The following is a 24,853-nucleotide window of genomic DNA, read 5'->3' as shown; positions in this document are numbered from 1 at the left end:
GCGGGCGGCGGTCAGGGGTTGCGGCGGACCGCTACCAGGGCGACGTCGTCGGCGCGGGGGCCGAATCTGCGGGTGAGCCGGTCGCAGAAGTCGTTGAGGTCGTCGCCGATCGTCTCGGACATGCCCCTGACGATCTCCAGGCCGTCGTCGAGCAGCATGGTGCGTTCCTCGACGAGCCCGTCGGTGAACAGCACGATGCTGTGCCCGGGAGCCAGGTGCAGCTTGTCGACGCGGTAGACCTCGTCGGTCACCCCGAGCAGGAGGTTGCCGAACCCGTGGTAGTGGGCGATCTCGTCGACCAGAAGCGGCGGAATGTGCCCGGCGTTGGCCAGTTCGACCTCGCCGGTGGCAGGGTCGATGATGAGGATGCACACGGTGGCCGTCATGCCGGGGTGGTAGCGGCGCAGAACCTTGTTGAGCAGAGCCATGATCTCGCTCAGGTCGGTCGTGCCGATGATCGCGGCGTGCAGCGCGTGGCGGAGCTCGGCCATCACCGTCGCCGCGTACAGGGAGTGACCGACCACATCACCGATCGCGACCAGCAGCCGCTCCCCCACCGGCAGGATCTCGTAGAAGTCACCGCCGACTTGGACGTTCTCGGCGGCCGGCTCGTAGCGCACGGCGAAGGCGATGCCCGGGACGTCGGGAAGGCGGGCCGGCAGCAGGCTGCGTTGCAAGGTGAGCGCGATGGTGTGCTCTTCGGTGTAGACGCGCAGGGCGTCGACGGCCAGAGCCAGGGCCTGTCCGAGCTGCCGGAGCAGGTTGACCTCGTCGGGATCGAGGGGTGAGTGGGTGCGGGTGCCCAGGTAGACCGAGGGCCTGCCCTGCTTGCTGCGGCACAGCATGCCGGACGCCGGAGCGGCCGGGCCGGCGCCGGACGCGCCCGGCGGCCAGTCGGCGGGGTCGAGGACCACGGCCCGGACGCCCGCCTGGTCGCCTGGTGCGATGCGCTCGAATCTCTCCAGCATGTCAGCGGGACCGTCATTGGCCACCGCCGTGCCCCCCGCCCGGCCGTCGTACCACCGGACTCTGCCGTCCGGCGGGAGGGCCAACACCTCCGCGTGGCGTTCCAGCATCTCGCCGGCGCCCGCAACGGCCACCTGCAACAGGTGGTCGAAGGTCTCCGCCTCGTTGATCTTCCGGGTCACCTCGGCGAGGAGCGCCAGGCGGGCGGCCATCTGCTCGGCCCGCTGCCGCGCCCGCGAGTAGCGCAGCGTCGCCTCGACGGTTGCCGTGAACTCCTGGGGTTCGACCGGTTCCGACAGGTAGACGTCGGCACCGCGTTCCAGTCCCTCGGTGCGGTCGGCCGGCGTCACGGCCTTGCCCGATATCTGGATGACCGGGATGGAGGCGGTGGCCGGGTCGGCCTTGATCCGCTCGCAGACCTCGAAGCCGTCGATGTCCGGCAGCCGCACATCCAGCACCACCAGCTCGGGCCGCAGTTCGGCGACCATCTCCAGGGCCTCCTGCCCGCCCGCCGCCTCGTGGACCTGGTGGCCGGCCCGGCGCAGCCAGCTCGCGAGGATGTAGCGCTTGGTCTGGGTGTCGTCGACGACCAGCACCGTGGCGGGCGTCTCGTTCATGATCTTCCACCGATGGCGGCGTGGATGGCGGCGAGCAGTTTGTCCCTGCGCAGTCCCTGCTTGGACAGCACGGGGTGGGACGCGGAGGGCTGCGGAGGGTCGTTCGTCACGGTCACCACGGCCACATCACGGAGCAGGTCGTCGTCGGCCATGTGCTGCAGCAGGGCGGTGCCGTCCAGGCGGGGCATCAGCAGGTCGAGCAGGACCACGTCGGGCGGGTTCGCCCGCATCAGCGCCAGGGCCTCGGCGCCGTCGCGCGCCTCGTCGACGTGCGCCGCGACTCCACTCAGCAGGCGCCTGGCCAGGGCGCGGAAGTCCGCGTCGTCGTCGGCGATGAGCATCCGCCGCATCTCGGGCGGCTGCATCCGGTGTGGCAGCCGCAACGTCGCCGTGGTGCCCTCTCCTGGCCGGCTGCTCAGCTCCAGCGTGCCGCCGAGCGCCTCCGCCACCCTGCGCGCGTACGGCAGCCCGAGGCCGGTGCCCCTGACGGGGACCTGCATGGGGCCGGGCACCTGGAAGAACTCCTCGAACACCTTCTCCAGATGACCGGCGGCGATGCCGATGCCGGTGTCGGCGACGGTGAAGACGACCTCATCGGTCGAGGTGTCGAGGTGCGCCAGCAGCTTCACGGTACCGCGCTCGGTGAACTTCAGCGCGTTCGACACCAGGTTGCGCAGGATCCTGGTCAGCAGCACCTCGTCGACGAGCATCTCGTGGACGGAGTCGGCCACCTCGACGCTCAGCGTCACCTCGTGGGTCTCTTCGGAGGGGCGCAAGGTCATGGCGAGCTGTTCGGCGAGGGCGATCACGTCGATGACCGACGGCCGCGGCTCCAGCCGCCCGGCCTCGGCCTTGGCCATGTCCAGCAGCTCGTCCACCAGCTCGAGAAGGGTCTTGGCGGAGGACTCGATCAGGCGCACCTGGTGCGGCTGCTCCCCGGTGAGCGGATCGCCGCCCGGTCCGGCCATCAGCCGGACCAGGCCGATGATGGAGTTCAGCGGCGTGCGCAGTTCATGGCTGACGTTCGTCCAGAAGCGCTTCCTGGCCTCACCGGACTGGCGCAGCCGGCGCGACTTGTCGTCCAGTTCCGCATACAGCGCCACCACGCCGCGGTTGGTCTGGTCCAGCTCCGCCGACAGCTGGCTGTACAGCGCCATGACCCCCTGGTTGGTCTCCTGCAACTCCTCGTTGAGCCGCATGACCTCCTCCAGGGTGGCGGCCAGTTCCCGGTTGTGCTCGCGGAGCTCCTCCAGGACGCCGGCCGGGGCGAGATGGGTGAGCCGGGCGCGCACGTCGTCCAGGTCGAGCGCGTGGATGCTGACCGGAAGCACCTTGGTCATGCGGATCCGGCCGCCGGCGGGGTCGAGGGTGACGTCGTCGAACAGGCGCCCGGCCAGTTTGACGCCTTCTGAGGCGCCGATGTCCGCGCCCAGGCGGTGGTCCACGGTGATGAGCAGTTCGCGCTCGCTCACGGAGAACAGGACGGTGGTCGCGGCGTGGACGTCGAACGCCTCCCGGCCGACCTCGCTCAACGCGGTGGCCACCCTGATCTGGTCCTGCCCTTTCAGCCCCACCATCTCGGCGACCTCGCGTCCGAGCCGGCGGATGGCGAACACGTCCTGCTGGTCGCCCAGCCGGATCCGGATCAGCTCCTGGTCGGTCATGAGGCGGGCTTCACCGTCACCACGCACGCGTCGTCCCTGCGGCTGCCGGCCTCGCGCAGCAGGGTCGCGCTGATGACCGAGGGCGACCGGGCGAACAGGCCCGGCATGCTCGCCGGGTTCCAGCGGCTGGTCAGCCCGTCGGAGTGCAACACCACCGAGGCGCCGGCGGGCAGCGGATACTCGAACTGCCGCGGCCGCCTGGCGTGGTGGCCGGCGATGCCGGGAAGCGACACCATCCCCTGGCGTTGCGGGCCGTGGACGATCCAGCCGGCCACGTTGCCCAGCCCGGCGAAGGACACCTCGTCCCGGCCTATCCTGGCGATCGCGATCGCGCCGCCCCGGGTGTGACCCAGGCCCCGGTGCACGCGTTCCAGGATCTCGGCGGGCGCCAGGTCCGGCATCTGCCGGAAGACGCGCATCGCCTCACGGGACGCCTCGGCGGCCAGGTAGCCGTGGCCGAGCCCGTCGCACAGGACCACGGTGGTCCCCGTGCCGGTCTCGACGGCGGCGAAGGAGTCGCCGCACACCGTTTCCTCCCCGATCGGCCGGGTCAGGCCGCTGGCCCGCAACGGTGGCGGAGGGGCGCCGTCCGCCCAGAAGTGCATCGTCAGCACGGTACCTTTGCCCGGCACGGAGTACACGTCGTGTCGCGAGGCGAGGCGGGACATGGCCCCGAGCCCGATGCCGAGTGTGCCCGCCGTGGAGTGGCCATCGCGCAGCACCTGGGCGAAGTCGCTGATGCCGGGCCCCTTGTCGATGGCCACGAACTCGATCGCGGCCGCCGACCCCGGGTGAGCGCGGAGCAGGACGGTGCCCTCTGTCGCATGCTTGACCAGGTTGGAGACCGCCTCGCTGACCGCGATCGCCATCTCCTCCGTGCGCACAGAGGAGAATCCGGCCGTCGCGGCGAGTGTGGTGGCCGTCTTCCGCAGGGCGCCGACGACGCTGCGGTCTTCGGCGCGGGTCCAGGTGTCTCCTGCGGCGATGGTCATCTCGCCCACTTCGTCACCGTCACCACGGTGCCCACGCCGGGCGTGGAGGTGAGGTCGAACTCGTCCATCAGACGGCGCGACCCGGTGAGCCCGAGCCCCATCCCGCGGCCGGTGCTCCATCCTTCGGTGAGCGCGAGGTCGAGGTCGGGGATGCCGGGCCCCTCATCGCGGAAGGACAGGCGCAGACCCTGCCGTGCGCCTTTGCTGACGATCTCGATGCGCGCCCAGCCGCCGCCGGCGTACACCAGCGCGTTGCGGGCGAGCTCACTCGCCGCGGTCACCACCTTGGTCTGGTCGACCAGGGACAGCCCTACATCGATAGCGGCGTTCCTGACATGCTGCCGCACCAGCACCACGTCGCTGTTACCGGTGATGGGCAGCTCCCGCGGTTCGGTCACCGTGCGGGGTCCCAGACATGGTCCAAGAGCGCGATGCCCTTCTCCAGGTTGAGCGCGGTGCGCACCCCTCCCAGCGACAGGCCCAGTTCCACCAGCGTGATCGCCACCGCGGGGCGCATGCCGACCACGACCGTCTGCGCGTCCAGCATCCGCGCCACCCCGGCGATGGTCGCCAGCACGCGCCCGATGAAGGAGTCGACGATGTCCACGGCGGTGATGTCGATGATCACACCGTGCGCGCCCGTGCTGACCACCATGTCGGACAGATCCTCCTGCAGGGCCAGCACGCTCTGGTCCTCCAGGTCGATCTGGATGGTGACGATAAGAATGTCCCCGAGCTTGAGGATGGGGATGCGCTCCATCAGGACCTCTCTGCCCTGACCGAGATGCGCGCCGAACGGGGCGCGGTGACCTCGACCCCGCTGCGCCTCAGCGCGTGGGCGAGGGCGTCGGCCAGCGTCGCCTTGGTGACGATGTCTCCGAATTCGATGCCGAGCGTGACGATGGTGTTCGCGATCTGCGGGCTGATGCCGGAGATCGAGCACTCGGCGCCCATCAGGCGGGCCGCGGCCACGGTCTTGAGCAGGTGCTGGGCGACCTGGGTGTCGACCGCGGGGACGCCGGTGATGTCGATCACCGCGTGCTCCGAGCCGGTGTCCACCAGCATCTGGAGCAGCTTCTCCATCACCACCTGGGTGCGCGCGGAGTCGAGCGTGCCGATCAGCGGCACCCCGATGATGCCGTCCCACAGCTTCACCACCGGGGTCGACAGCTCCAGCAGTTGCTCCGCCTGATCGCGGATGATCTTCTCCCGGGCCGCGGAGTAGGTCTCGAACGTGTACAGCCCGAGGTCGTCGACGAGTCTGGCGAACCAGATGTACGCGCGCAACGTCTCGGTGTCGCCGGTGGCCTCCACCACCTCGTACACCGCCTCCTTCAGCGCGAAGACCGCGCGCGAGGCCTCTGAGGGGGTGAGGCCCTGCCGTGCGCGGGCGCGGGAGAATTCGGCGAGCAGGCCGCGCACGTCACTGAAGTCCCCCTGGGGATCGGACAACGCCGCGCGCAACGCCGCGTAGAGCTCGCGCAGCTCGTCCTCTGGTGTCTCCGCCATCTGCCGCCAGCGCTGGAGCACCTGAGCCTCGGCGGTGCCGAGGAGATCTTCGATGCGCTGCTGGGCCGCGGAATTCGAGGTGGTCAAAAAGACTCCTGTTGTGTCGCCCCAAGGAATACTCGTCGGTCAGCCTATTGGCCGCGTCCTTCGCCACATAAGTGCGCATCCCGTCATGGCACGGCGCAAAGAAAACAGCGAATCATCGACTGTAACCCAGGCCTGATCGTGCTGTGGCACCGGACGGCGGCACGGCGCCTCGCCGTGACGGGCGAGGCGCCGTGCCTTCCTGCGGATGGGGCGGGGATCACTTGGTCAGGGTGAGGTCCCTGACACGCAGGTCGCCGGTGAAGACGAGGTAGAGGTCGTGACGGCCGCCCGCCTTGGCGAGGGGCGTCCGGGCGGTGGTGTAGGTGTACAGGCCGCCGGTGGCCGGCACCTGGAGGGTGCCGAGCGTCCTGCCGGTGGGCCCGTCGAGGCGCACCTCGATCTTCCCGGGGGCGGTGGCGGCCACGCCGGCGGTCAGGCCGGTGGCGCCGGTGCGCAGGTCGGCGTCCTTGAAGGCGATCCAGTCGCCGGTGGCCGTCCTGCCGACCGCGTCGCCCGCCGCCTTGGTCTCGTCGACCAGCTCGACGCCCGCGTAGTCGTCGAAGTCGGCGGCGCGGGTCGTCCTGAACAGGTCGCGGGGCGGGATCCTCTCCCCCGCGACGTCGAGCGTCGTGCGCTGGTGGACGGCGGCGGAGGAGCCGCCGACCATGACGTCGTGCCGGGCCTTCTCGACCGTCCACCTGCCGCGGGTGACGTCCCACAGGGCCAGGTCGGCGGCCTTGAACGACAGGGTGACGGCCTTGGTCTGCCCGGGCGCGAGGTGGACGCGCTGGAAGGCGCGCAGCTGCTTGACCGGCTGGGTCACCCGCGAGGTCGCCTGGTGGGTGTAGAGCTGCACCACCTCGTCCCCGGCCCGGCCGCCGGTGTTGGTGACCTTGACCGTCGCGGTGACCGTGCCGTCCGGCCGCGCCGTGCCGCTGTTGAGCTTCAGCCCCTGGTAGGCGAAGGTCGTGTAGCTGAGCCCGTGCCCGAAGGCGTACAGCGGGGAGCCCTTGTAGTACAGGTAGGTGTGGCCGGTCTTGGTGATGTCGTAGTCGAGGATGCTCGGCAGGCCGGCCTCCGACTTGTACCAGGTCTGGGTGAGCCGCCCGGCGGGGTTGACGTCACCGAAGATCACATCGGCCAGCGCGTGGCCGGTCTCGGCGCCGGCGTGGGTGGTCCACAGCAGCGAGCCGACCTGGTCCTGCACCTTGGGCATGGTCGTCGGGTAGCTGTCCTCAAGGACGACGACGGTGTTGGGGTTGGCCTTGGTGACGGCCGCGATGAGGTCCTGCTGGCTGTCGCCGAGCGCCAGCCCGGTGCGGTCGTGGTTCTCCCGCCCGGCGACGAACGGGTCGCTGCCCACCACGACGACGGCGGCGTCGGCGGCCTTGGCCTGCGCGGCCGCGGTCGCGGCGCCGCTGGTGAGGACCTCCTTGGCGAAGCGGGCGGCGTCGGCCTTGGCGCCCATCTTCAGCGTGCCGTCGGCGTCGATGGTCACGTACGGGTCCGCGGGCGACCACCAGCTCTCGTTGATCTCGTAGCCCACGTACTTGACGAGGTAGGCGCCGTCGGCCTGCTTCTCCAGTTTGAACTGCTGCTGGACGAACCAGCCGCCGGGGGTGTCGGAGTTGGCGAGGAAGGTGCCCCAGTTGCCGGTGAGCAGCTTGCCGTTGCCGGCGTTGCGCAGGGTGGTCACGCCGTCGGTCCAGTCGGTCAGGTCGAACTGCGAGGCGGCCGTCGGCGTGGTGTCGGACACGGTGACCGCGGCCGAGTCTCCGGTCACGGTGATGTACTTGCCGGTCTTGACGTCCTTGAGGGCGACCCGGTCCGCGGCGTCGGCGCCGGTCACGGTGGCGCCGGCGCGGAGTCGCTCCTTGATGCCGTCCAGCGGGGTGACCTGGTAGGGCATCTTGCCGCCGTACCAGTCGCTGAGCAGGCTGTCGTGCAGCGGGCCGATGACGGCGACCTTCTTGGCGCGGGCGGGGTCGAGCGGCAGGGTCCTGCGGGAGTTCTTCAGCAGCACCATGGCCTTGCCGGCGGTCTCGCGGTTGAGCCGCTGGTTGGCCGGGCTGTTGACGACGTCCTTGGTGATGGAGCCGTAGGGGCCGCCGTCGGGGTCGAACTGGCCGAGCCGGAATCGGATGGACAGGGCGTGCCGCACGGCGCGGTCGATGTCGCTCTCGGCCAGCAGGCCCTTGGCGAGCGCGTCCTTGATCAGCCCGGTCATCACGGCCGGTTTGTTGTCGTCCACGGTGAAGCTGTCGATGCCCGCCTTGAGGGCGGCCGCGAACGCCTCGGTCTCGTTGTCGAAGTAGTGCTCGGGGTCGGTGAGCGCGTGCGGCGCCCAGGCGTCGCTCACGTTGTACAGGGTCTTGTCCGTCCAGCTCCGCACCAGGCCGCCGAGGTCGGGGTTGACGGTGTTGGGCCGCCCGTTGACCAGGTTGTAGGACCCCATCACGCCGGTGGCCGCGTCGGCGGAGATCGCCGGCCTGAACGCCGCCTCGTCGTACTCGTGCTTCACCCTCGGCGGGAGGTTGGAGGAGGTGAGGCTGCGCTGGTACTCGTTGTTGTTGGCCAGATAGTGCTTCAGCACCGGGGCGGTCTTGAGGTGGAGCGGGTCGTCGCCGGACAGGCCCTTGCCGTAGGCGACCGAGATCGCGCCGGTCAGCAGCGGGTCCTCGGAGTAGCCCTCCTCGTTGCGGCCCCAGCGCGGGTCGCGCAGCAGGTTGACCACCGGCGCCCACACCTGGGTGCCCCAGGCGACCGGGTCGGCCGAGTTGTAGCCGCGCACCTCGTCGCCGACGGCCGAGCCGACCTTCTTGATCAGCTCGGGGTCCCAGGTGCTGGCCAGGCCGACGGCCTGGGGGAAGACCGTGCCGCTCGCGAAGGTCTGGCTCCAGCCGTTGGCGTCGTCGTTGGACCAGGCCACGCCGTGCAGGGCCTCGGTGCCGTTCTTGTGGTAGGGGACGCCGAGGCGCGGGATCGCGGCCTGCGACTGGTGCAGCAGCGAGATCTTCTCATCCAGCGTGAGACGGCCGAGCAGGTCGTCGACGCGCTGGTTCAGCGGCAGGGACGGGTCACGGAAGGGCGGGTCCTCGGCCGCCGCGGCGGGGGCCGCCAGCAGCGTGGTGATCAGGCCGAGGACGGCCGCGAACAATAACGGTCGCCGGGGGGACATGGGGCGCCTCCAGGTCAGGTGGTGTGCGCGTTCGACAGGGGATTCAGCGGGTCATTTGACGGCGCCCACCGTGACGCCGCGGGTGAGCGTGCGCTGGAAGATCAGGAAGAAGGCGACGGCCGGGACGATGCCCAGCAGGGCCGAGGCGCTGCTCATGGTGGCGTCCATCATCTTCTCGCCCTGGAGCACGCCGAGCGCGACGGGCACGGTCTGGTTGTCGTTGGAGATCAGGAAGATCAGCGGCAGGAAGAACTCGTTCCAGGTCCAGATGAAGAAGAAGATCATCAGGACCGAGAGCGTGGGGCGGCTGATCGGCACGACGATGCGCCACAGGATGCGCCACCGGCTCGCGCCGTCCATGGCCGCCGCCTCGATGATCTCCTTGGGGAAGTCGCCGAGCACCGCCGACAGCAGGTAGGTGCCGAAGGCGCCCTGGACGACGGTGAAGATGATGATCACCGCGAGCCGGCTGTCGTACAGGCCGGCGGCCTTGGACAGGTAGTACAGCGGGTAGGCCAGGGCCTCCTGCGGGAGGGTGTTGGCCACCAGGAACAGCACGAGGATCCACAGCCGGCCCCGCACCCGGCCGATGCCAAGGGCGTAGGCGTTGAGCACCGACAGCACCACGGCGAGCACCGCGACCGACGCGCTGATCACCAGGCTGTTGAGCAGCTTGCGCCCGAAGTCGACCCGGTTCCAGAACTCGATGATGCCGTCGAGGTAGAGACCGTGCGGCAGGCTGAGCGGCCCGCCGGAGGAGTACTCGGCCGGGCTCTTGACGGCGTTCAGCGTGACGATGGCGAACGGCAGGAGCATCACCACGGCGAGCACGGCCAGCGCGGCGAGCACCGCCCACCTGCCGGGCCCGGCGCCGGGAGTCCGGCCGCGCACGTGGCCGGCGTGTCCCGCGCGCGTGGCCCGGGGTACCGGGAGCGTGGTCATGACGAGCGCTCCTGGATGCGCAGGAACAGGAAGGTGACCACCACGATGATGATCGCCAGGACGGTGGCGATGGCCGAGCCGTAGCCGACGTTCGCCTTCTCGAAGAAGTTCTGGTAGCTGAAGTACGACGGCACGATCGTCGCCTTGCCCGGGCCGCCCCGGGTGAGCACGAAGATCGGCCCGAAGACCTTGAGCGCGGCGATGGTGCAGGTCAGCAGCACCACGAAGGTCTCGGGCCTGATCTGCGGCACGGTGATGTGCCAGAACCTGCGCCACCAGGACGCGCCGTCGATCTCCGCCGCCTCGTACAGCGCGGGGTCGACGCGCTGGAGCCCGGCCATGAAGATGACGACCGGGTAGCCGAGCTGGAACCAGACCATGACGGCCATGACGGTGGCCAGGGCCACGTCGGGGTCGCCCAGCCAGTTCTCCGCCAGGGCGCCGAGCCCGACCGCCTTGAGCACCTGGTTGAGCGCGCCGTAGGACGGGTGGAGCATCCAGCCCCACACGACGCCGGCGACCGCCACCGGCAGCACCTGCGGCAGGTAGTACGCCGCCCGCAGCGCGCTGGCCGTGCGGGGTCCGAAGCGCTTGCCGATGTAGTCGAACAGCGCGGCGGCCAGGATGAGGCCGGCGAAGGTGGGCAGGACCGCCATGGCGAGGATCAGCGCGACGTTGTGCTGGAAGGAGGCCCAGAAGGTCTCGTCCCGCAGCAGCCGCCGGTAGTTGTCGAGCCCGGTCCAGGTGGGCGTGCCGACGCCGCTCCAGCGGGTGAAGCTGGTGGCGACGTTCATCAGGAACGGCACGATGATGACCGCGAGGAAGAGAACCGCGCTGGGTACCAGGTAGACCCAGTACCCGGCGCTCCCGCGCGACCGCCGGACGGGCTCGGGCGTCCGGGCCCTCGCGGGCCGGGCCGCCGGAGCTTGTACTGCCATCTATTGCTCGGCCCCGGCCCCGCCGCCTGGTGGCGGCGGGGCGTGCCGTCCCTCCCCTACGTACACGATGTTCCGGTCTTCTCCGGCTTTGTCACGACTTGTTCGGGCGTGCGGGTCAGCCGCCGATGTCGGCGAGATTGTCGTTGTAGGGCTGCGCGAGCTCGTCCAGCACCTGCGCCGGCGTCTTGCCGCCGTTGATCAGCTCCTGGACGCCGGCGACCAGGACGTCGTAGTAGCCGGGCGCCGGCCAGTCGGGGTAGAAGGCCAGCCCGTCCTGGGTGGACAGCTTGTTGAAGTTCTCGATCAGTTCCTTGTTCTTCTCGTCGGTGATCGCCGAGGGGTCGGCCGCCACCGGCACGCCGCCCGCGTTGCCGAGCTTGTTCTGGATGTCCTTGTTCATGGTGATGTCGATGAAGTCGTAGGCCAGGTCCTTGTTCTTGGACTTCTCCGGCACGACCCACAGGTTGCCGCTGGAGCCGGCGCTCATCTGGTTGCCCGGCCACAGGAAGCTGCCCCACTGGAACCCCTTGGCCTCGGTGGCCACCCGGCCGTACCACCAACTGCCCGAGATCATGATCGGGAACTTGCCGGACATGAAGGCCGTGCCCATGTCCTCGGCCTTCAGCCCCGCCGAGTCCTTGGCGATGTAGCCCTTCTTCACCCAGTCGGCGAAGGTCGTGGCCGCGTAGGTCCATTCGGGGCCGTGGAAGTCGACCTTGCCCTTGTAGAGCTGGAAGGCGTCCACCCAAGGACGCTGCGCCTTGCTCAGCGCGAGCTGGTACACGATCTGCTGGGCGGGGTACTCGGCGCCGCCGAGGGAGATGGGCGTGACGCCGGCCTTGGCGAACTTGTCCAGCGCGGCGGTGAACTCCTCGAACGTCGTGGGCACCTTCACGCCCTGCTTGTCGAAGGCGTCCTTGTTGTAATAGACCATCACGTACTCGGCGTAGTTCGGGATGCCGAACCACTTGCCCGTCCCCATGATGCCGCGGTCGTCGTAGCGCGCCGTGGTCTGCAGGCTCGGGCTGAGCAGCTTGTCCCACCCGCGCTTGGCGACCTGCTCGCTGAGGTCGGTGAGCAGCCCCTGCTTGGACAGCAGGCCCGCGGTCGCGTTGCCCTTGTTGTACTCCATGATGTCGGGCGCCTGGTCGGACCCGAGGACCATGCTCGCGGTCTTCTGGATCTGCTCGAAGCCCTTCTCCTCCACCTTCACCTTCACGTTCGGGTGGCTCGCCTCGAACCGCTTGACGGCCTCGGCCCAGGCGACGCCCATGGCGCTGGTGGCACCCTCGTAGTGCCACAGCGTCAGGGTCTTGGCCTCGTTCGAGCCGCCCCCGCCGCTCGTGCCACTCGTGTCCGAGGAACCCGATGAGCCGCAGGCGGCGAGTGTCAGCGCCGCCGCGACCAGCGCGGCGACGATCCCTGTCTTGGACATGGTGTTTCTCCAGTCGTGCTAGCCGACGACGACCGTGGCCGGGGCGCCGGCGACGGGGGCGATCTCGACGGTGGTGATCGGCAGGGGACCGGTCACGCCGACGCGCAGCACATCGCCGTCCCGGACGGTGGTGATCGTGGTGTCGCCGTCGACGTCCCTGATGATGGTGCTGCCCCCGCCGCCGTAGGCGACGACGGCGACATCGGTGAACGGGCCGTCGCCGACCGTGTCGCGGACCTCGGTCACCGGGATGAGGGCGCCGTGCCGGACGAACAGCGGGATCTGCTCCAGGGGCTTGGTGACGGTGATGTAGCGCCCGCCGCGGTGGACCTCGTGGGTCCAGTAGTCCACCCACTCACCCTGGGGCAGGTACACCTGCCGGGTGCCGTCGGCGGAGGTCATCGGGGCGACCAGCAGGTCGCGGCCGAGCAGGTACTCAAGGTCGGCCTGCCAGGCCACCGGGTCGCCGGGGTGGTCGACGCACAGCGCGCGCATCATCGGCGCGCCGGTGCGGGCCGCCTCGACCGCGGCCGAGTAGATGTAGGGCATGAGCCGGTAGCGCAGCCTGATCGCCTCGACCGCCAGGTGCTCCACCGCGGGGAACTCCCACGGCTCGCGGCTGGTGGTGCCGTGGAAGCGGACCAGCGGCGACAGCGCGCCGAACTGGGCCCACCGCACGTACAGGTCGTCGGAGGGGGTCCCGGTGAAGCCGCCGGCGTCGTGGCTCCAGAACGGGATGCCCGACAGGCCGTGCGACAGGCCGCCGCGGATGGTGCTGCCCATGGCGGGATAGGAGGTGTAGGTGTCCCCGCCCCACTGCGCCGAGTGCCGCTGGCCGCCCAGGAAGGACGAGCGCGCCCACACCATGCCGTGGCCGTTCACCTCGCGGGTGACGCCGGAGACGACGTCGTTGAACATCAGCGAGTAGACGTTGTGCAGCTCGGTGCCGCTCATGCCGTTGTGCGCCACCGCGTCGCTCGGGACGCCCTCGGCGAAGTCGGTCTTGAACAGCGCCACGCCCTGCCGCAGCAGCCCGCGCAGCAGGCCGGTGAACCACTCGACGGCCTCGGGGTTGGTGAGGTCGATGATGCCGCAGGCCGGGTACGAGCCGTGCCAGGAGTCCGCGACGTAGGTCTCACCGTCCTGGTCCTTCAGGAAGTACCCCTTGGCGGCGGCGTCGGGAAAGTCCGGGCTGAGGTGGGAGACGTAGGGGTTCATCCACAGGCAGGTCTGGAAGCCCTGCTCGCGCAGCGTGGCGAGCATGCCCTCGGGGTCGGGGAAGCTCTCGGCGTCCCACCGCAGGTCCGACCAGTGGCCGAGGGTCTGCCAGTAGCAGTCCAGGTGGAGCACGTCGCAGGGGATGCCGCGCTCGCGGATCTTCCCGGCCCGCGCCAGCACCCGCTCCTGGCTGTCCTTGAAGAAGCCCGAGGAGATCCAGCTGCCGAAGGCCCACTTGGGCGGCAGGGCCGGCGCGCAGGTCAGCGTGTCGTACCGGGCCAGGACCTCCGGGACCGACGGGCCGGCGATCAGGTAGTAGTCGATCAGGTCGTCCGGGACGACGATCTCGACACAGCTGTGCGTCGCGCGGCAGAGGTCGAACTCCACCGGCATGCCGCTGTCCACCAGCAGGCCGTAGCCGCGGCTGGAGACGAAGAATGGAACGTTCTTGTAGGAACGATCGGACTCCGCGCCGAAGGCGTCGAAGTTCCACATCAGCGGGCGCTGGCCCCGCTTGTCGAGCGGGGTGAACTTCTCCCCGAATCCGCCGAAGTGCTCGTCCGGCTGGGCGACCAGGCTCTCCTGGTAGGCCACCGCCGCGCCCTCGACCAGGGACCGCCCGAACGGCAGCGTGCGCAGCCGGCCGCTGATGTCCACATGGCCGCGGTCCTGCTCGGTCAGCAGCCGCCCGTCGCCGTCGGTGAAGCGCAGGTGCCAGGGGTCCAGGGTGATCTCGGCGCGCACCGCGCCCGCGTCGACGACGACCCGGCCCTCGCCCGCCTCCACCCGCGCCCCGCCGAACCGGCCCGGGCGGACCATCTCGATCGCGCGCGCCGACCGGGTGCGCGCCGCGACGTCCTCCCCGAGCCGCACGCGGATCACGCCCTCGCCGGCCACCCCGACCTGGACGACCAGCACCTCCTCGGCGGAGGTGGAGGCCTTGAAGGTCACCCCGTCACCGCCGGAGGCCATCACCTCGGCCCGGACGAGCGCGGAGAGCCCCTGCTCCCCCTGGGCGCGTACCGGCAGCTCCGGCGGATCGGCGCTGAAGTACTCGTGCGCGACCAGGGGGGGACGGTACGGCATTGCGGCGCTCCTGGCGGTCCGGGTGAAGACGACGCGAATTAGTTTGCCGACTATACGAACAAACGTCAACGCCGTGCGCGCCGGTGGACGTCCCGTTGACAGCGCGGCGGACCCGTCCTTAGTTTGAGCACCGTACGAATTAACGGCGGCCGCGGCCGTAACCCGAGGAGAGGCCATCGACCGTCCGAGGGGCGTGCCCGGGCTCTGCCACGGCGGCGACCACAACCCCGAGCAGTGGCCCGAGGAGGTCTGGCACCAGGACGTCGCCCTCATGCGCGAGGCCGGGGTCAACCTGGTCACCTACATCCACCCGGGCGCCTCGCCGGGCGGGTGCAAGCGGGCGGCAACAGGATCGCAAGCGAGCGGAGGGATGGTTCTCCCAGACACTCGGCCTCCATCGGAGGGAGAACGCGATGAGACGCGTCAGGATCGCCCGGCCCCGCCCCGGACACCGTCCCGAGACGATGATCCCTCTCGATCTGCGCTCGCCTTCCGGGCGTCCGCTGCCATACTAGAGATCTTTACAATAGTCTTACGCCGACCTCTGTAGACATCTCATGTAACGAGATCATCACGCCGGGGGGCTCGATGAGAAGGCTGGCCGTGGTGCCCGCGTACGTTCCGCGGCACAAGGTGCGCGACATCGGTTCGGCGCACCGTCGAAAGCCCGCGAACGAGAGCAAGGTCGTCCACCTGCAGGCCTACACCGGCCGCAACGTGATCCGCTTCCCCCGCCCCGGCGGCGGCACCCCCGCCGCCTGACCGGCGCGCCCTCATCGTCCCGCATCGCCCCGCCGCGGGTATTCGCACGGGGTATTCGCACGAGGACGGAACGTGTCTATGCCGCGTGCCTAGAGCACAGGGGGCCAGGGATTCGCGGGGGCCCGCCCACCGAGGCATGACGCGACGAGTCGCGAAGCACCAGGGAGGGCACCGTGATCGAGAACGACGAGTCACCGCCGGCCGCCTCCGCGGCGAACGCCCGCCGGGAGCTGCCGTTCACCGAGGGCTCGGTCTGGTCCATCCAGTTCGCCCAGACCAAGCCGGGCATGACCGCGGAATGCCTGCGCAACCTGGGCGCCGGTTGGACACCGCTGATGGACGAGGCCAAGCGCGAGGGCCTGATCCTCGACTACCGCGTGCTGGTCGCTCCGCATGTCAATCGCGACGACTGGGATGTGATGCTCATGGTCGAGGTGCCGAACATGGCCGCCACGGATACCAGGAGAAGTTGACTACTCCCCGCCCGGTGAAATAGGCACCGTCGGCCGAGACCGGAGGAGTTCGCGTCATGGACGGACCGCGACCGCGCCCGCGTCCTCGACAGGCTGCGCGCGCTGTGCCTGCGGCCCGACGTGCGCGAAGCGCTCATGGTCGCGTCCCCGTCGCTGGAGCGGCGGCTGGACGACTGGGCCGGCGCCCCGGACGGCGCGCCCCGCGCCGGGCACAGCAGCCGCCCACCGGCCCGCCGCCCTACGCGGCACGGTCTCGCGCGCCGGCCTCCGTGGCCGGCGACCTGGCGGCGTGCGCGGAGGCCGGCCGCCTCACCCGCCCGCTCACCGCGCTCGCCGGCGGCTTCCTCCACATGCACGCCAACCGGATGCTGCCCTCCGCCGCCCGAGCCCAGGAGCTGGTCCTGTACGACTTCCTCGGTCGCTGGTACCGGTCGCGAGCGGGGCGGCGGCTCAACGGGGCCGGCGCAGCAACAGCGCGTCCGGCCGCCGATGCTCCACGATGAATCCGGCGCCAGCGAACGGGCCGGCGTGGCGCGGGTTCAGGTAGACGACATGGAATTCCCGGGGGGGCGCGGTCGAGTGATTCGCGTATGCGGTCGACGACCGCGCTCATGGTGTCGGCGTCGAACGGGTTGAACAAGTACGCCACGGTGACCTCCGCGGGCACCTCGAAGGACGCGGCGTCGGCGCACGTCACCGACAACGCGCCCGGACGGCGGCGGCCGTATCTCGCGATGTTCGCGGTGGCGATCGCGCACAGTTCGGGTGATGATTCGACCCCGATCGCCGTGCCGAAGCCGTGTTCGGCGGCGAGCATGAGCGCCCGGCCCTTTCCCGCGCCGAAATCCACCAGGGCGCGGCCGTCCGCGGCGAACCCGGCATGCCGCAGAATCTCCGCGAAGAGCAGCGGATCGGTGCCCTCGTGCGCGGTGGCGCGGCCGGGCGGCTCCATCGAGGTGTCCGTCCCGTGCCGCAGGTCGAACAGCACCTCGTGCAGGGCCAGCCGGGCCGTGCGGGCGACGCCGCGTCCGCGGCGCGCGGCCGCGAACGAACGCGCGATCATCCACGCCTGACCCGCGAGCCGGCGGAACATTGTGCGCCTTCCCATCGCCGTCCTGAATATCATTTCACCGTGCATTTCCACAAATCATCTCAATCCACCCAGAACGGATTGGCATGATCGACGCCGAAAAGACCCTGGACGGAAACAAAAGACGTCTCTAGACTCTGGGAATCTGCACTCTCAGCGGGGGTGCGCATGCGCATCGCGCTTGTGACCTGTTTCAATGCCGACTGGCACCACGGCAAGGTGCCCTCACCCTATGTTCCCCTCAATCTGCTCACTTTGGCGGCGCACGTGCGCGCGGCCGGGCACGAGCCCATCGTCGTGGACCAGACGCTCGCGCTTTTCGACGGCACGGCGACCGACGGCCCCGGTTTCCACCGGGACGTCGCCGGCTTCATCGCGGGCTTGAACCCGGACGTCGTCGGATTCACCACGATGTGCAATTCCTATCCGCAGACGCTGGCATTGGCCGGAGAATGCCATGATCTCCTGCCGGAAGCGAAGATCGTCCTCGGCGGCCCCCAGGCGAGCGTCGTGGACGTGGCCACGCTGACGGAGTTCACCTCGATCGACGCCGTCGTGCGCAACGAAGCCGACGTCTCCCTCGGCGCCATGCTCGGCGAGCTGTCCGGCGACGGCGACCTGGGCCGCGTCCCGGGGGTGACGTGGCGGCGGCCCGACGGCACGGTCGTGCGCAACCCCGGCGCGCCGCTGCTCCAGGACCTGGACGAGCTGCCCTACCCCGCGTACGACCTCTACCCTTTCGACCAGGTCAGAGTGGGTCTGGCGCCGGTCGAGGCGGGGCGGGGCTGTCCCTACGGTTGCACGTTCTGTTCCACCAACGTCTATTTCAACCGGCGTCACCGCATCAAGTCGCCCGAGCGGCTGGTCGCGGAGATGCGGTTCCTGCACCAGGCCCACGGGTTCTCCCGGTTCGATCTCGTGCACGACATGCTCACCGTCGACCGCCGCTGGGTGCGGCGGTTCTGTGAGGTGCTCCGCGAGGGCGGCGAGGGGTACTCCTGGGGGTGCAGCGCGCGCACCGACAGGGTGGACGACGCGCTGCTGGCGGAGATGGCGGACGCGGGGTGCATGGGGGTCTTCTTCGGCGTCGAGACCGGCGCCCAGCCGTTGCAGCCCTCCATCAAGAAGCGCCTGGACGTCTCCCGGGTCCTTCCCGTCATCTCTTCCTGCGTCGACAACGGCATCTCCCCCACCGCGTCGTTCATCACAGGGTTCCCCGACGAGACGGTGACCGACGCGCTCGACTCCTTCGAGCTCGCGCTGGACGTTCTGGAGCTGTCGCACAAGACCTCGGCGCAGATGCACCTGCTGGCCCCGCTCACCGGCAGTCCCTTGCACGCCCAGCACCAGGACGACCTGCGGTTCGACGGGCACAGCTCGGACATCTCGCTCTTCCTGCTGAACGAGGCCGAGATCACGCTCGTCCGCCGCCACCCCGGCATCTTCTCCAACTTCTACTTCATCCCCACCCCCCACCTCGACCGGGAGCTGGCCAAGGCGGTCTCCGCCGCCACCTACACCTGCCCGCTGCTGTTCATCGCCTTGCGGCACGCCGGCGCCGACCCGCGCCGCGTCCTGACCGGATGGACCGCCTGGCAGCGCCGCACCCTTTCCGGCGAGCAACGCGCGCAGGACTATTTCCTGTACCGTTTCGTGCTCGACCTGTGCGCCTACGTCAGGGCCGAAGTGCTGCCCGAGCTGATCGACCGGGCCCCGTATCTCCCCGACCTCGTCGAGTACTTCGAGGTGCGTTACGCCCTCCAGCGCGGGCTCATCCCGCAGCCCACGGTCTTCCGCCGGTTCGACTGGGACGTGCAAGCGCTCAGCGAGTCGTTGCGCGGCGCCGGCGGCCCGCCCGACGCCAGGCCCGGCGCGCACGACCTGTTGTTCGTCGACCTGAAACTCGTGCGGCAGCGCGGTTACGTCTTCCTGGAAGCGAGCGTGCCACGGACGCCGAACCCGCTCGTGCGGGCCGGCGACGTCCTGGAGATCCGCGACATCGCACGGCAGCTCGTCAGCCGGCCCCAGCTCGTCATCCGCAACCTCTCGCAGCGAACGGGCTTCACCACCAGACACCACCTGGAGGAACGGCATCTCAGGGCGATGGGGCTCATCCCGGCGCGGGCCCCGAGCCCCGTGTAGCCAGGCGCCGATCACGCGAAGCCGGGCCGCAGCGGAACACCAGACCGGAGGAAACGCGATGGACACCCCCGAGACGACCACGCCCTTCGACGAACTGCCCTTCGAGAAGCTGCCGTTCGACGAGCTGCCGCTCGAAGAACTGCCGATAGAGGACCTCGGGCTCGTGGAGCTCGAGTCGCGCATGGAGGCGGAAGGGGAAGCGGGCGGCGTCGTCACCGTGGTCACGCAGATCGTCACGGCGCAGTGGTGACCGGTCGCCGGCCCGGGAACCCGGGCGCGGCGCCCGTCAAGCAGGAGACGCACGTCGGCTGGCAGGGTGACAACGTCCTGGTGCACGACGCGCGCCGCCCGATCACGCGCCGGCTTCGGCGAGCGCTGAGCGTGGACGGCCTGCCCGCCGCCGGCGCCCCGCCCTCGGAACGTCGCATCGCGGCCGGCGTCGACACGCGCGGCTTCTCCACCTACCCGCTGCTGTTCTACGGCGCCTTCCCGAACGTCTCGCTGGCGGGGCTGCGCGCGCTGTGCACCTGCGGATCCCTCCTTTTCGATCACGTGCTGTGCCTGGACCAGTTGTGCGACCGCCCATCGCCGGACGATTCCGGGACGCTGCTGCTGAGCACCGCGCTGTACCGGGAGGCGCTCGGCATGCTGCACGAGCTGTTCCCCGCCGGCAGCCGCTTCTGGACCTGCTTCGACCGCAACTACGAGCACTTCAGCCGGGCCATGCTCGCCGAGGGGGCACGACATCGCGACCTGGTCACCCCCTACCCGCCGGACGACCTGGAGATGATCTACTCGGGGAAGTCGGCGGTCGCCAAGAGCTGCCTGGCCGCGCTTTCCGCGCTCGACGGGAACCAGCAGGTCATCGAGACCCTGGAGGCGTCGCACGACCTGTTCTACATCGGTTTCCAACTGGCCGACGACCTGGACGACTGGCGCGCGGACTACGAACGCCGCATGTACACCTATCCGCTGACGCGCGCCTTCCTGTCCGCCGGCTGGCGGGGCCGCGTCGAGTCGGGCGCCAGGCCGAGCGCGGAGGAGGTCGGCGACCTGCTCGCGCGCTCGGGCGCGGCCGAGGAGACGCGGGCGCTCGCCCTCCGCTATCTGGCGCGGGCGCAGGCCGCCGCGTCCGGTCTGGAGGTGGACGGCTGGTCGGGGGCGATCAGGAACGCCCACCGGCGGATCAGCGAGATGCGCTTCGACGGGACACGGCCCGCCGAAGCGGACGGCGAGCCCGCGGTCGAACCGGCGCCCGGGGCCGGGATCCGGATGCGCTGGAGCGGCGGGCGCGCGGCCGACGCCCCGATCGCCCGCACCTGGTATCCCTGGCTCGCCCCCGCGAGGGAGCCCCGTGTCACCGACCAGGACATCCTGCGCGAGCAGGCGGGAATCCTGGCCGAGGGCCAGGGCGTCCACTCGCTGAGCGAGGCGCTTTACGACGTCGGCCGTGCCGTCCACGCCTCACTGCGCGCCTTCCCCGGACGCGGCCTCGAAGCGCACCTCGGCGTGTCGGCGGCGGAACTGGCCTGGCTCCGGCGCCACGACGCCTGGCTCGACGGATTGCTGGCCGACGGCCTCGATGAGCCGCCAGAGCTGTGGACGCCCGCCGAGCGGAGCTCGGGATGGGCGCCCCCCGCCGTGGGCCGGTATCTCGGCTACCGGCTGATCTCCGACTGCGCCGGGGAACCGGCGGCGGCCGCGCCTCCCTCCATGGACGCCGTCTTCCGGCACCACCGCACCCGGTCGATCGCCTGAGGGGCCCGGGATGACGTTGCTCATGGTCGAGACGCGGCGCGCCGACGAGAGGTTCGGCGCGCTCTGGTCGGCCTGGCAGCGCGAGCAGGGCCGGCCCGGCGCCTTCGGGCGCCACGGCGCCGAGGCGCTGTTCGACCACTTCCCCTTCCTGCTGTGGGAGCACTTCCCGGCGGTCACGCTGGAGGCCGCGCGCCGCATCGGCCTGGCCGCCCGGGCGCACGGCATGGCCTCCGCGCTGCGGGACGCGTGCGCGCGCGGCGAAGACGAGACGTCCGGCGCCGGGAGCGCCCGCGCCTGGCTGCACGAACTCGCGCGGAGGCGGCTCGAGCCGCTCATCCCGCCGGGCGACCCGTACTGGCGGCTGCTCGCGGACGGCCCCGAACCCGCGGTGCTCCCTGCCTGGAGCCGCCTGCCGCACGCGACGGCAGCGGCCTTCGCCGCCTGCGGCGGCGACCCGGAGATCCTGCCACCGGTCCAGGAGTCACAGACGCACCTCTACGCCGGCCTGGTGCTCTACCGCGACTGCGTGCGGTGGAAGCGGGACTTCCTCAGCGGCCACCGCTCGGAGGTCGTCGCCCGCGTGCTGGACGCGCTCGGCACGCCCGCGTTCGGCCCGCTCCCCGGCGTGCCCGTAACCGGAGCGCTCCCGGCCACGCCCCAAGCCGAAGCGCATCCGGCCACGCCCCAAGCCGAAGCGCTTGCGGCCGCGCCCGGAGCCGGGGAACGCGAGGCGCGACTGACCGCCGCCGCCCGCGCCTTCCACTACGGCGGCATCGCCGAGAGCGCCCTGGACGCCGCGACCGAGCACCTCGCCCGTTCGATGGCCGCCGTCACCGACCTGCCCCCGGTCTCGTGGGCCGCCATGCTCGCCCGCCTGCACGGCGAGGTGCTCGGCTCCGCTCCGACCTGGCCGAGACGCGCGCCCGTCACCTCGCCGCGGCACGCGGCCACACCACCGGCCCCCCGCGCCCCCGGACCGCCGCGCGTCCGGCCGACCTGAGCGAGAAGGCGGTCCGCGCCGCCGTCGCCCACATGAGCGGGGAGCAGTACGCGGACGGCCACTGGGGCGACTTCCTGGTGCTGACCCAGCAGAGCACGTCCTGGGCGACCGGCTACGTCGGCTGGAACCTGGCCCGGGCCGGCGTCGGTGGACCCGTCCTGGACGCGGCCGCGCGATGGCTGGTCGAGAACCGCTCGCCCGGCGGAGCCTGGGGGTACAACGGCCACTGGCCCTGCGACATCGACTCCACCGCGAACGCCCTGCTGTTCCTGGTCGACCGCCCCGGCGTCGACCGGGCGCTGCTGGAACCGGCGCTGGACCACCTGCTCGCCTCCCAGGCCCCCGATGGCGGCTTCACCACGGTCGACGACCTGGACGCCTGGCTCGTCCGGTTCCGCGCGCCCACCGACGACGCCCCGGGGTGGACGGCGGCGCATCCCTGTGTCACCGCGATGGTGGCGCTGCTGCTGAGCCGCGTCGACGGCGACCGCGCGAAGGCGGCGGCGGACGCGGCGCTGACCTTCCTGCAGCGCGGCCAGCGTCCCGCGGGGTACTGGGACGCCTACTGGTGGGTGGGCGGGCTGTACACGACATGCCGCGCGGTCCAGGCGCTGTGCGCCGCCGGACGAGAGCTGCCGGGCACCGGCAGGACGCTGACCCGCGCGGCCGGATGGCTGCTGCGGAGCCGGCGGGCCGACGGCGGATGGTCCGGAGGCCACCGGGAGGGCAGCGGCGCGTTCCAGACCGCGCTCGCCGTGCAGGCCCTGTGCGCGCTGCGGGACGACCACCACGACCGCGACGCCCTCGAACGCGCCGTGGCGGGCGGCGTCCGGTGGCTCGCCGAGCACCAGCTTCCGGACGGGAGCTGGCCGGCCGAGCCCATCCTGCGCGTTCCCCGGCCGGCCGTCGTCGAACCGTGGCGCGGCGTCACCTGGACCGAGTCGATCCTCGGCCTCGACATCGTCGTGCCCGACTGGCGCCGCCTGTTCACCGGCGCGGCGGCCGTGCACGCGCTGCGTCAAGCCGCCGGCCCGGAGAGCGGCCCGGAGAGCCGGCCCACGCGAAAGCACGCGTTGAAAGGAGAAAGGTGATGTCAGAGCAAGCGACGCCGAAGAATCTCCCGGTGCGCATCCGCGCGACGGGCCCGGAGGAGGTGCGGCGGCTGACCGCCATGATCCGCGAGGCGCTCCCCGACGCCACGTTCTCCGTCCAGGAGCGGGTGGAGGACGACAAGGGGTCGGTCGCGGTCGTGGTGACGGCCCGCGGCACGCACACCGGCCGGGTGGGGAACTACGCGCCGACCGGCGAGCCGGCGACGGTCGTCATCGTCTCCAGCCTCGCGACCCGCCCGAGAGCCGAGTAGCGCCCGGGGCGCGGGTCAGGGCGCGAGGGGGCGGGCGAGGGCGTCGGAGGTGAAGGGCTCGGGGTACGGCGAGCGGGCCAGCGCCTCGGCGCGGGTCAGCTCGCCCGCGGCGACGGCCCGGCACAGCCGGGCGACCTCGGCGAGCTCGTCCCGCTGCCGGGCGACGAACGCCGCGTCCACCGGGTCACCGTGCCCGGGGACCACCGTGCGCGGGGCGAGCTCCAGCAGCCGGTCGAGCGCGGAGGGCCAGGTCTGCGGGAAGGCGTCCTCGAAGGCCGGGGGCGCGCCCTGCTCGACCAGGTCGCCGGCGAACACCACGCCGCTGTCGGGCACGTGGACCACCAGGTCGTGACCGGTGTGCCCGGGGCCGGGACCCGCCAGCCGCACCACCCGGCCGCCCAGGTCGAGCTCGGTCGCCGTCCCGGCCGCGCGATCGGGAAGGACGATGCGCGCGGCGGCAAGACGTCCGGCCGCCTCGGGGTCGCCTTCCTTGCGGTAGTGCTCCACCCAGGCCGAGCGCTGCCTCTCGCCGGTCGCGACCAGCTCGGCGCGGCAACCGGGGTGCGCCCAGACCGCGCACTCTCCGAAGGCCGCCGTGCCGAAGCAGTGGTCGAAGTGGGCGTGGGTGAGCGCGACCGACCACGGCAGGCCGGTCAGCTCGCGCACGGCCGCCGCGAAGGCCGCTCCCTGCGCCTCGTCGGCGCCGGTGTCGACCACCAGGCAGGCGCGGTCGCCCGCCACCAGGCCGAGGGTGAGGTCGAGCTCGTCATGGCGCCGCGCCCAGGCCCGGTCACCGACCTCGACCCACCGCCCCATCCGCGCCCTCCGCCCTCGACGACCGGCCCAGTCTAACGAGCGGGACACGGGGTCGACGGCGGCGAGTCCACGGCCGGACGCGGGACCACGAGGGGGTCCCGCCCGCGGCACGACCCGCGCCCACGCGGCGGCGCAGGTTCGGGCGTCCTGGCATTCCACGTGCTCGCGGGCACGGCGTGGGTACGGCGGGCACGGTCCCCAGGCGTTCGGGGGTGCCCGGCCGCGGAACCGGCGGGGTCAGGGAAGGGGGGTGAGCATGCGGTGGGGGGTGCGCATCGCCACGGTGACGGGGTCTTCCCGGTCGTTCGGCAGGCCGGGGCCGGGGCGCACTTCGACCTGGTCGGGCTCGGTGTGCGCGTCGCACGCGGTGCACGCGGCGTACCGGTCGAGAGGCGCGTCACAGGGCAGGTGGAAGAACAGCCGCCACGGCTCGTTGGTGACGGCGTGCCGCTCGCCCCATCGTCCCAGCATGTAGACCGGCGGCCACAGCTCGCGGCCCGCGGCGGTGATCACGTACTCCTCGCGCGCGGGCGAGTCCTGGTAGCGCTGTTTGGTCAGCACCCCCGCCTCCACCAGCGTGTGCAGCCGCTGCGACAGCACGGCGCGGGGAATGTCGAGGTGGGCGAGGAAGTCGCCGTAGCGGCGCACGCCGTAGAGCGCGTCGCGCACGACCAGGAGGGTCCAGCGTTCGCCGAGCAGTTCCAGCGCCTTGGCCAGCGCGCAGTTCTGCCCGTCGTAGTTCTTGCCCAGTGCCATGCCACCATCTTAGTTCATTGAACGAACCGAGCCGTGTTATTGTCGGTTCATTCAATGAACT

At 71.1% G+C, this 24,853-nt stretch carries 23 protein-coding genes and 1 pseudogene; 11 read left to right on the top strand and 13 right to left on the bottom strand.

The window, feature by feature from the left end; translation table 11 throughout:
- Positions 1-11: 11 nt before the first annotated feature.
- The 11 genes from ACWEN6_RS00550 to ACWEN6_RS00500 form a co-directional block, all read right to left on the bottom strand.
- Positions 12-1,583 (bottom strand): SpoIIE family protein phosphatase, encoded by a 1,572-nt coding sequence (locus tag ACWEN6_RS00550; protein WP_452568258.1) that lies wholly within the window; start codon positions 1,581-1,583, stop codon positions 12-14.
- Positions 1,580-3,274: an ATP-binding response regulator gene (locus ACWEN6_RS00545; RefSeq protein WP_452568257.1), complete on the bottom strand. Its 1,695-nt coding sequence runs from the start codon at positions 3,272-3,274 to the stop codon at positions 1,580-1,582. The genes ACWEN6_RS00550 and ACWEN6_RS00545 overlap by 4 nt, the downstream gene beginning before the upstream one ends.
- Entirely contained in the window at positions 3,244-4,239 is a 996-nt protein-coding gene (locus ACWEN6_RS00540) for an ATP-binding protein (RefSeq protein WP_452568513.1), read from the bottom strand. Before ACWEN6_RS00540 ends, ACWEN6_RS00545 begins: the two co-directional genes overlap by 31 nt.
- Positions 4,236-4,637 carry an anti-sigma regulatory factor gene (locus ACWEN6_RS00535; RefSeq protein WP_354849904.1) on the bottom strand — a complete coding sequence of 134 codons (402 nt, stop codon included), beginning with the start codon at positions 4,635-4,637 and terminating at the stop codon, positions 4,236-4,238. Before ACWEN6_RS00535 ends, ACWEN6_RS00540 begins: the two co-directional genes overlap by 4 nt.
- On the bottom strand, positions 4,634-4,999 hold the full coding sequence (locus ACWEN6_RS00530; protein ID WP_354849901.1) for an STAS domain-containing protein: 366 nt from the start codon (positions 4,997-4,999) through the stop codon (positions 4,634-4,636). The genes ACWEN6_RS00535 and ACWEN6_RS00530 overlap by 4 nt, the downstream gene beginning before the upstream one ends.
- Positions 4,999-5,835, bottom strand: coding sequence for an STAS domain-containing protein (locus tag ACWEN6_RS00525; protein WP_452568256.1), 837 nt, complete (start codon positions 5,833-5,835; stop codon positions 4,999-5,001). The genes ACWEN6_RS00530 and ACWEN6_RS00525 overlap by 1 nt, the downstream gene beginning before the upstream one ends.
- Positions 5,836-6,052: 217 nt before the next feature.
- Entirely contained in the window at positions 6,053-8,992 is a 2,940-nt protein-coding gene (locus ACWEN6_RS00520; RefSeq protein ID WP_452568255.1) for a glycoside hydrolase family 3 C-terminal domain-containing protein, read from the bottom strand.
- 72 nt (positions 8,993-9,064) lie between these two features.
- A complete protein-coding gene (locus ACWEN6_RS00515) occupies positions 9,065-9,955 on the bottom strand; it encodes a carbohydrate ABC transporter permease (RefSeq protein WP_452568254.1) in 891 nt (296 codons plus the stop codon).
- A complete protein-coding gene (locus ACWEN6_RS00510; RefSeq protein ID WP_380829669.1) occupies positions 9,952-10,893 on the bottom strand; it encodes a carbohydrate ABC transporter permease in 942 nt (313 codons plus the stop codon). Before ACWEN6_RS00510 ends, ACWEN6_RS00515 begins: the two co-directional genes overlap by 4 nt.
- 115 nt (positions 10,894-11,008) lie before the next feature.
- Positions 11,009-12,328 (bottom strand): ABC transporter substrate-binding protein, encoded by a 1,320-nt coding sequence (locus ACWEN6_RS00505; RefSeq protein ID WP_452568253.1) that lies wholly within the window; start codon positions 12,326-12,328, stop codon positions 11,009-11,011.
- 18 nt (positions 12,329-12,346) lie between these two features.
- Positions 12,347-14,632, bottom strand: coding sequence for a TIM-barrel domain-containing protein (locus ACWEN6_RS00500; RefSeq protein WP_452568252.1), 2,286 nt, complete (start codon positions 14,630-14,632; stop codon positions 12,347-12,349).
- 175 nt (positions 14,633-14,807) lie between these two features.
- Here ACWEN6_RS00500 and ACWEN6_RS00495 point away from each other — a divergent pair.
- The 11 genes and pseudogenes from ACWEN6_RS00495 to ACWEN6_RS00445 form a co-directional block, all read left to right on the top strand.
- A pseudogene (locus ACWEN6_RS00495) lies at positions 14,808-14,933 on the top strand (beta-galactosidase); the annotation flags it as partial.
- 287 nt (positions 14,934-15,220) lie between these two features.
- Positions 15,221-15,394: a hypothetical protein gene (locus ACWEN6_RS00490; protein WP_354849880.1), complete on the top strand. Its 174-nt coding sequence runs from the start codon at positions 15,221-15,223 to the stop codon at positions 15,392-15,394.
- Between the two features lie 173 nt (positions 15,395-15,567).
- Complete coding sequence (locus ACWEN6_RS00485) at positions 15,568-15,867, top strand: hypothetical protein (protein ID WP_452568251.1); 300 nt, start codon at positions 15,568-15,570, stop codon at positions 15,865-15,867.
- A gap of 56 nt (positions 15,868-15,923) precedes the next feature.
- A complete protein-coding gene (locus ACWEN6_RS00480; protein WP_452568250.1) occupies positions 15,924-16,370 on the top strand; it encodes a lantibiotic dehydratase C-terminal domain-containing protein in 447 nt (148 codons plus the stop codon).
- Positions 16,371-16,457: 87 nt separating this feature from the next.
- Positions 16,458-16,940 carry a hypothetical protein gene (locus ACWEN6_RS00475; protein ID WP_452568249.1) on the top strand — a complete coding sequence of 161 codons (483 nt, stop codon included), beginning with the start codon at positions 16,458-16,460 and terminating at the stop codon, positions 16,938-16,940.
- A 185-nt stretch (positions 16,941-17,125) separates the two neighbouring features.
- Positions 17,126-19,099, top strand: coding sequence for a B12-binding domain-containing radical SAM protein (locus ACWEN6_RS00470; protein WP_452568248.1), 1,974 nt, complete (start codon positions 17,126-17,128; stop codon positions 19,097-19,099).
- 58 nt (positions 19,100-19,157) lie between these two features.
- The gene (locus ACWEN6_RS00465; protein WP_354917548.1) at positions 19,158-19,349 is read left to right on the top strand and encodes a hypothetical protein; all 192 of its coding nucleotides are present in this window, start codon (positions 19,158-19,160) and stop codon (positions 19,347-19,349) included.
- Positions 19,346-20,857, top strand: coding sequence for a hypothetical protein (locus tag ACWEN6_RS00460; protein WP_452568247.1), 1,512 nt, complete (start codon positions 19,346-19,348; stop codon positions 20,855-20,857). The genes ACWEN6_RS00465 and ACWEN6_RS00460 overlap by 4 nt, the downstream gene beginning before the upstream one ends.
- A 10-nt stretch (positions 20,858-20,867) precedes the next feature.
- Positions 20,868-21,857 carry a hypothetical protein gene (locus tag ACWEN6_RS00455; RefSeq protein ID WP_452568246.1) on the top strand — a complete coding sequence of 330 codons (990 nt, stop codon included), beginning with the start codon at positions 20,868-20,870 and terminating at the stop codon, positions 21,855-21,857.
- Positions 21,858-21,889: 32 nt separating this feature from the next.
- Complete coding sequence (locus tag ACWEN6_RS00450) at positions 21,890-22,948, top strand: prenyltransferase/squalene oxidase repeat-containing protein (RefSeq protein WP_452568245.1); 1,059 nt, start codon at positions 21,890-21,892, stop codon at positions 22,946-22,948.
- A complete protein-coding gene (locus tag ACWEN6_RS00445) occupies positions 22,948-23,220 on the top strand; it encodes an ester cyclase (RefSeq protein ID WP_354917539.1) in 273 nt (90 codons plus the stop codon). The genes ACWEN6_RS00450 and ACWEN6_RS00445 overlap by 1 nt, the downstream gene beginning before the upstream one ends.
- Positions 23,221-23,235: 15 nt before the next feature.
- On the opposite strand, the gene ACWEN6_RS00440 is transcribed toward ACWEN6_RS00445, so the two are convergent.
- Together ACWEN6_RS00440 and ACWEN6_RS00435 are read right to left on the bottom strand one after the other, a co-directional pair.
- The gene (locus tag ACWEN6_RS00440; RefSeq protein ID WP_452568244.1) at positions 23,236-24,036 is read right to left on the bottom strand and encodes an MBL fold metallo-hydrolase; all 801 of its coding nucleotides are present in this window, start codon (positions 24,034-24,036) and stop codon (positions 23,236-23,238) included.
- A gap of 237 nt (positions 24,037-24,273) precedes the next feature.
- The gene (locus tag ACWEN6_RS00435; protein WP_452568243.1) at positions 24,274-24,792 is read right to left on the bottom strand and encodes a winged helix-turn-helix transcriptional regulator; all 519 of its coding nucleotides are present in this window, start codon (positions 24,790-24,792) and stop codon (positions 24,274-24,276) included.
- Positions 24,793-24,853 lie beyond the last annotated feature (61 nt).

Source organism: Sphaerisporangium sp. NPDC004334, assembly GCF_053602655.1.
This window is presented reverse-complemented; position numbering and strand designations above follow the sequence as displayed.

Coding starts and splice junctions, on each gene's coding strand:
- ACWEN6_RS00550 (WP_452568258.1), bottom strand. CDS start 1,583: ATGAACGAGACGCCCGCCACGGTGCTGGTCGTCGACGACACCCAGACC.
- ACWEN6_RS00540 (WP_452568513.1), bottom strand. CDS start 4,239: ATGACCATCGCCGCAGGAGACACCTGGACCCGCGCCGAAGACCGCAGC.
- ACWEN6_RS00530 (WP_354849901.1), bottom strand. CDS start 4,999: ATGGAGCGCATCCCCATCCTCAAGCTCGGGGACATTCTTATCGTCACC.
- ACWEN6_RS00515 (WP_452568254.1), bottom strand. CDS start 9,955: ATGACCACGCTCCCGGTACCCCGGGCCACGCGCGCGGGACACGCCGGC.
- ACWEN6_RS00510 (WP_380829669.1), bottom strand. CDS start 10,893: ATGGCAGTACAAGCTCCGGCGGCCCGGCCCGCGAGGGCCCGGACGCCC.
- ACWEN6_RS00505 (WP_452568253.1), bottom strand. CDS start 12,328: ATGTCCAAGACAGGGATCGTCGCCGCGCTGGTCGCGGCGGCGCTGACA.
- ACWEN6_RS00500 (WP_452568252.1), bottom strand. CDS start 14,632: ATGCCGTACCGTCCCCCCCTGGTCGCGCACGAGTACTTCAGCGCCGAT.
- ACWEN6_RS00490 (WP_354849880.1), top strand. CDS start 15,221: ATGAGAAGGCTGGCCGTGGTGCCCGCGTACGTTCCGCGGCACAAGGTG.
- ACWEN6_RS00480 (WP_452568250.1), top strand. CDS start 15,924: ATGGACGGACCGCGACCGCGCCCGCGTCCTCGACAGGCTGCGCGCGCT.
- ACWEN6_RS00475 (WP_452568249.1), top strand. CDS start 16,458: ATGCGGTCGACGACCGCGCTCATGGTGTCGGCGTCGAACGGGTTGAAC.
- ACWEN6_RS00470 (WP_452568248.1), top strand. CDS start 17,126: ATGCGCATCGCGCTTGTGACCTGTTTCAATGCCGACTGGCACCACGGC.
- ACWEN6_RS00465 (WP_354917548.1), top strand. CDS start 19,158: ATGGACACCCCCGAGACGACCACGCCCTTCGACGAACTGCCCTTCGAG.
- ACWEN6_RS00455 (WP_452568246.1), top strand. CDS start 20,868: ATGACGTTGCTCATGGTCGAGACGCGGCGCGCCGACGAGAGGTTCGGC.
- ACWEN6_RS00450 (WP_452568245.1), top strand. CDS start 21,890: ATGAGCGGGGAGCAGTACGCGGACGGCCACTGGGGCGACTTCCTGGTG.
- ACWEN6_RS00445 (WP_354917539.1), top strand. CDS start 22,948: ATGTCAGAGCAAGCGACGCCGAAGAATCTCCCGGTGCGCATCCGCGCG.
- ACWEN6_RS00440 (WP_452568244.1), bottom strand. CDS start 24,036: ATGGGGCGGTGGGTCGAGGTCGGTGACCGGGCCTGGGCGCGGCGCCAT.
- ACWEN6_RS00435 (WP_452568243.1), bottom strand. CDS start 24,792: ATGGCACTGGGCAAGAACTACGACGGGCAGAACTGCGCGCTGGCCAAG.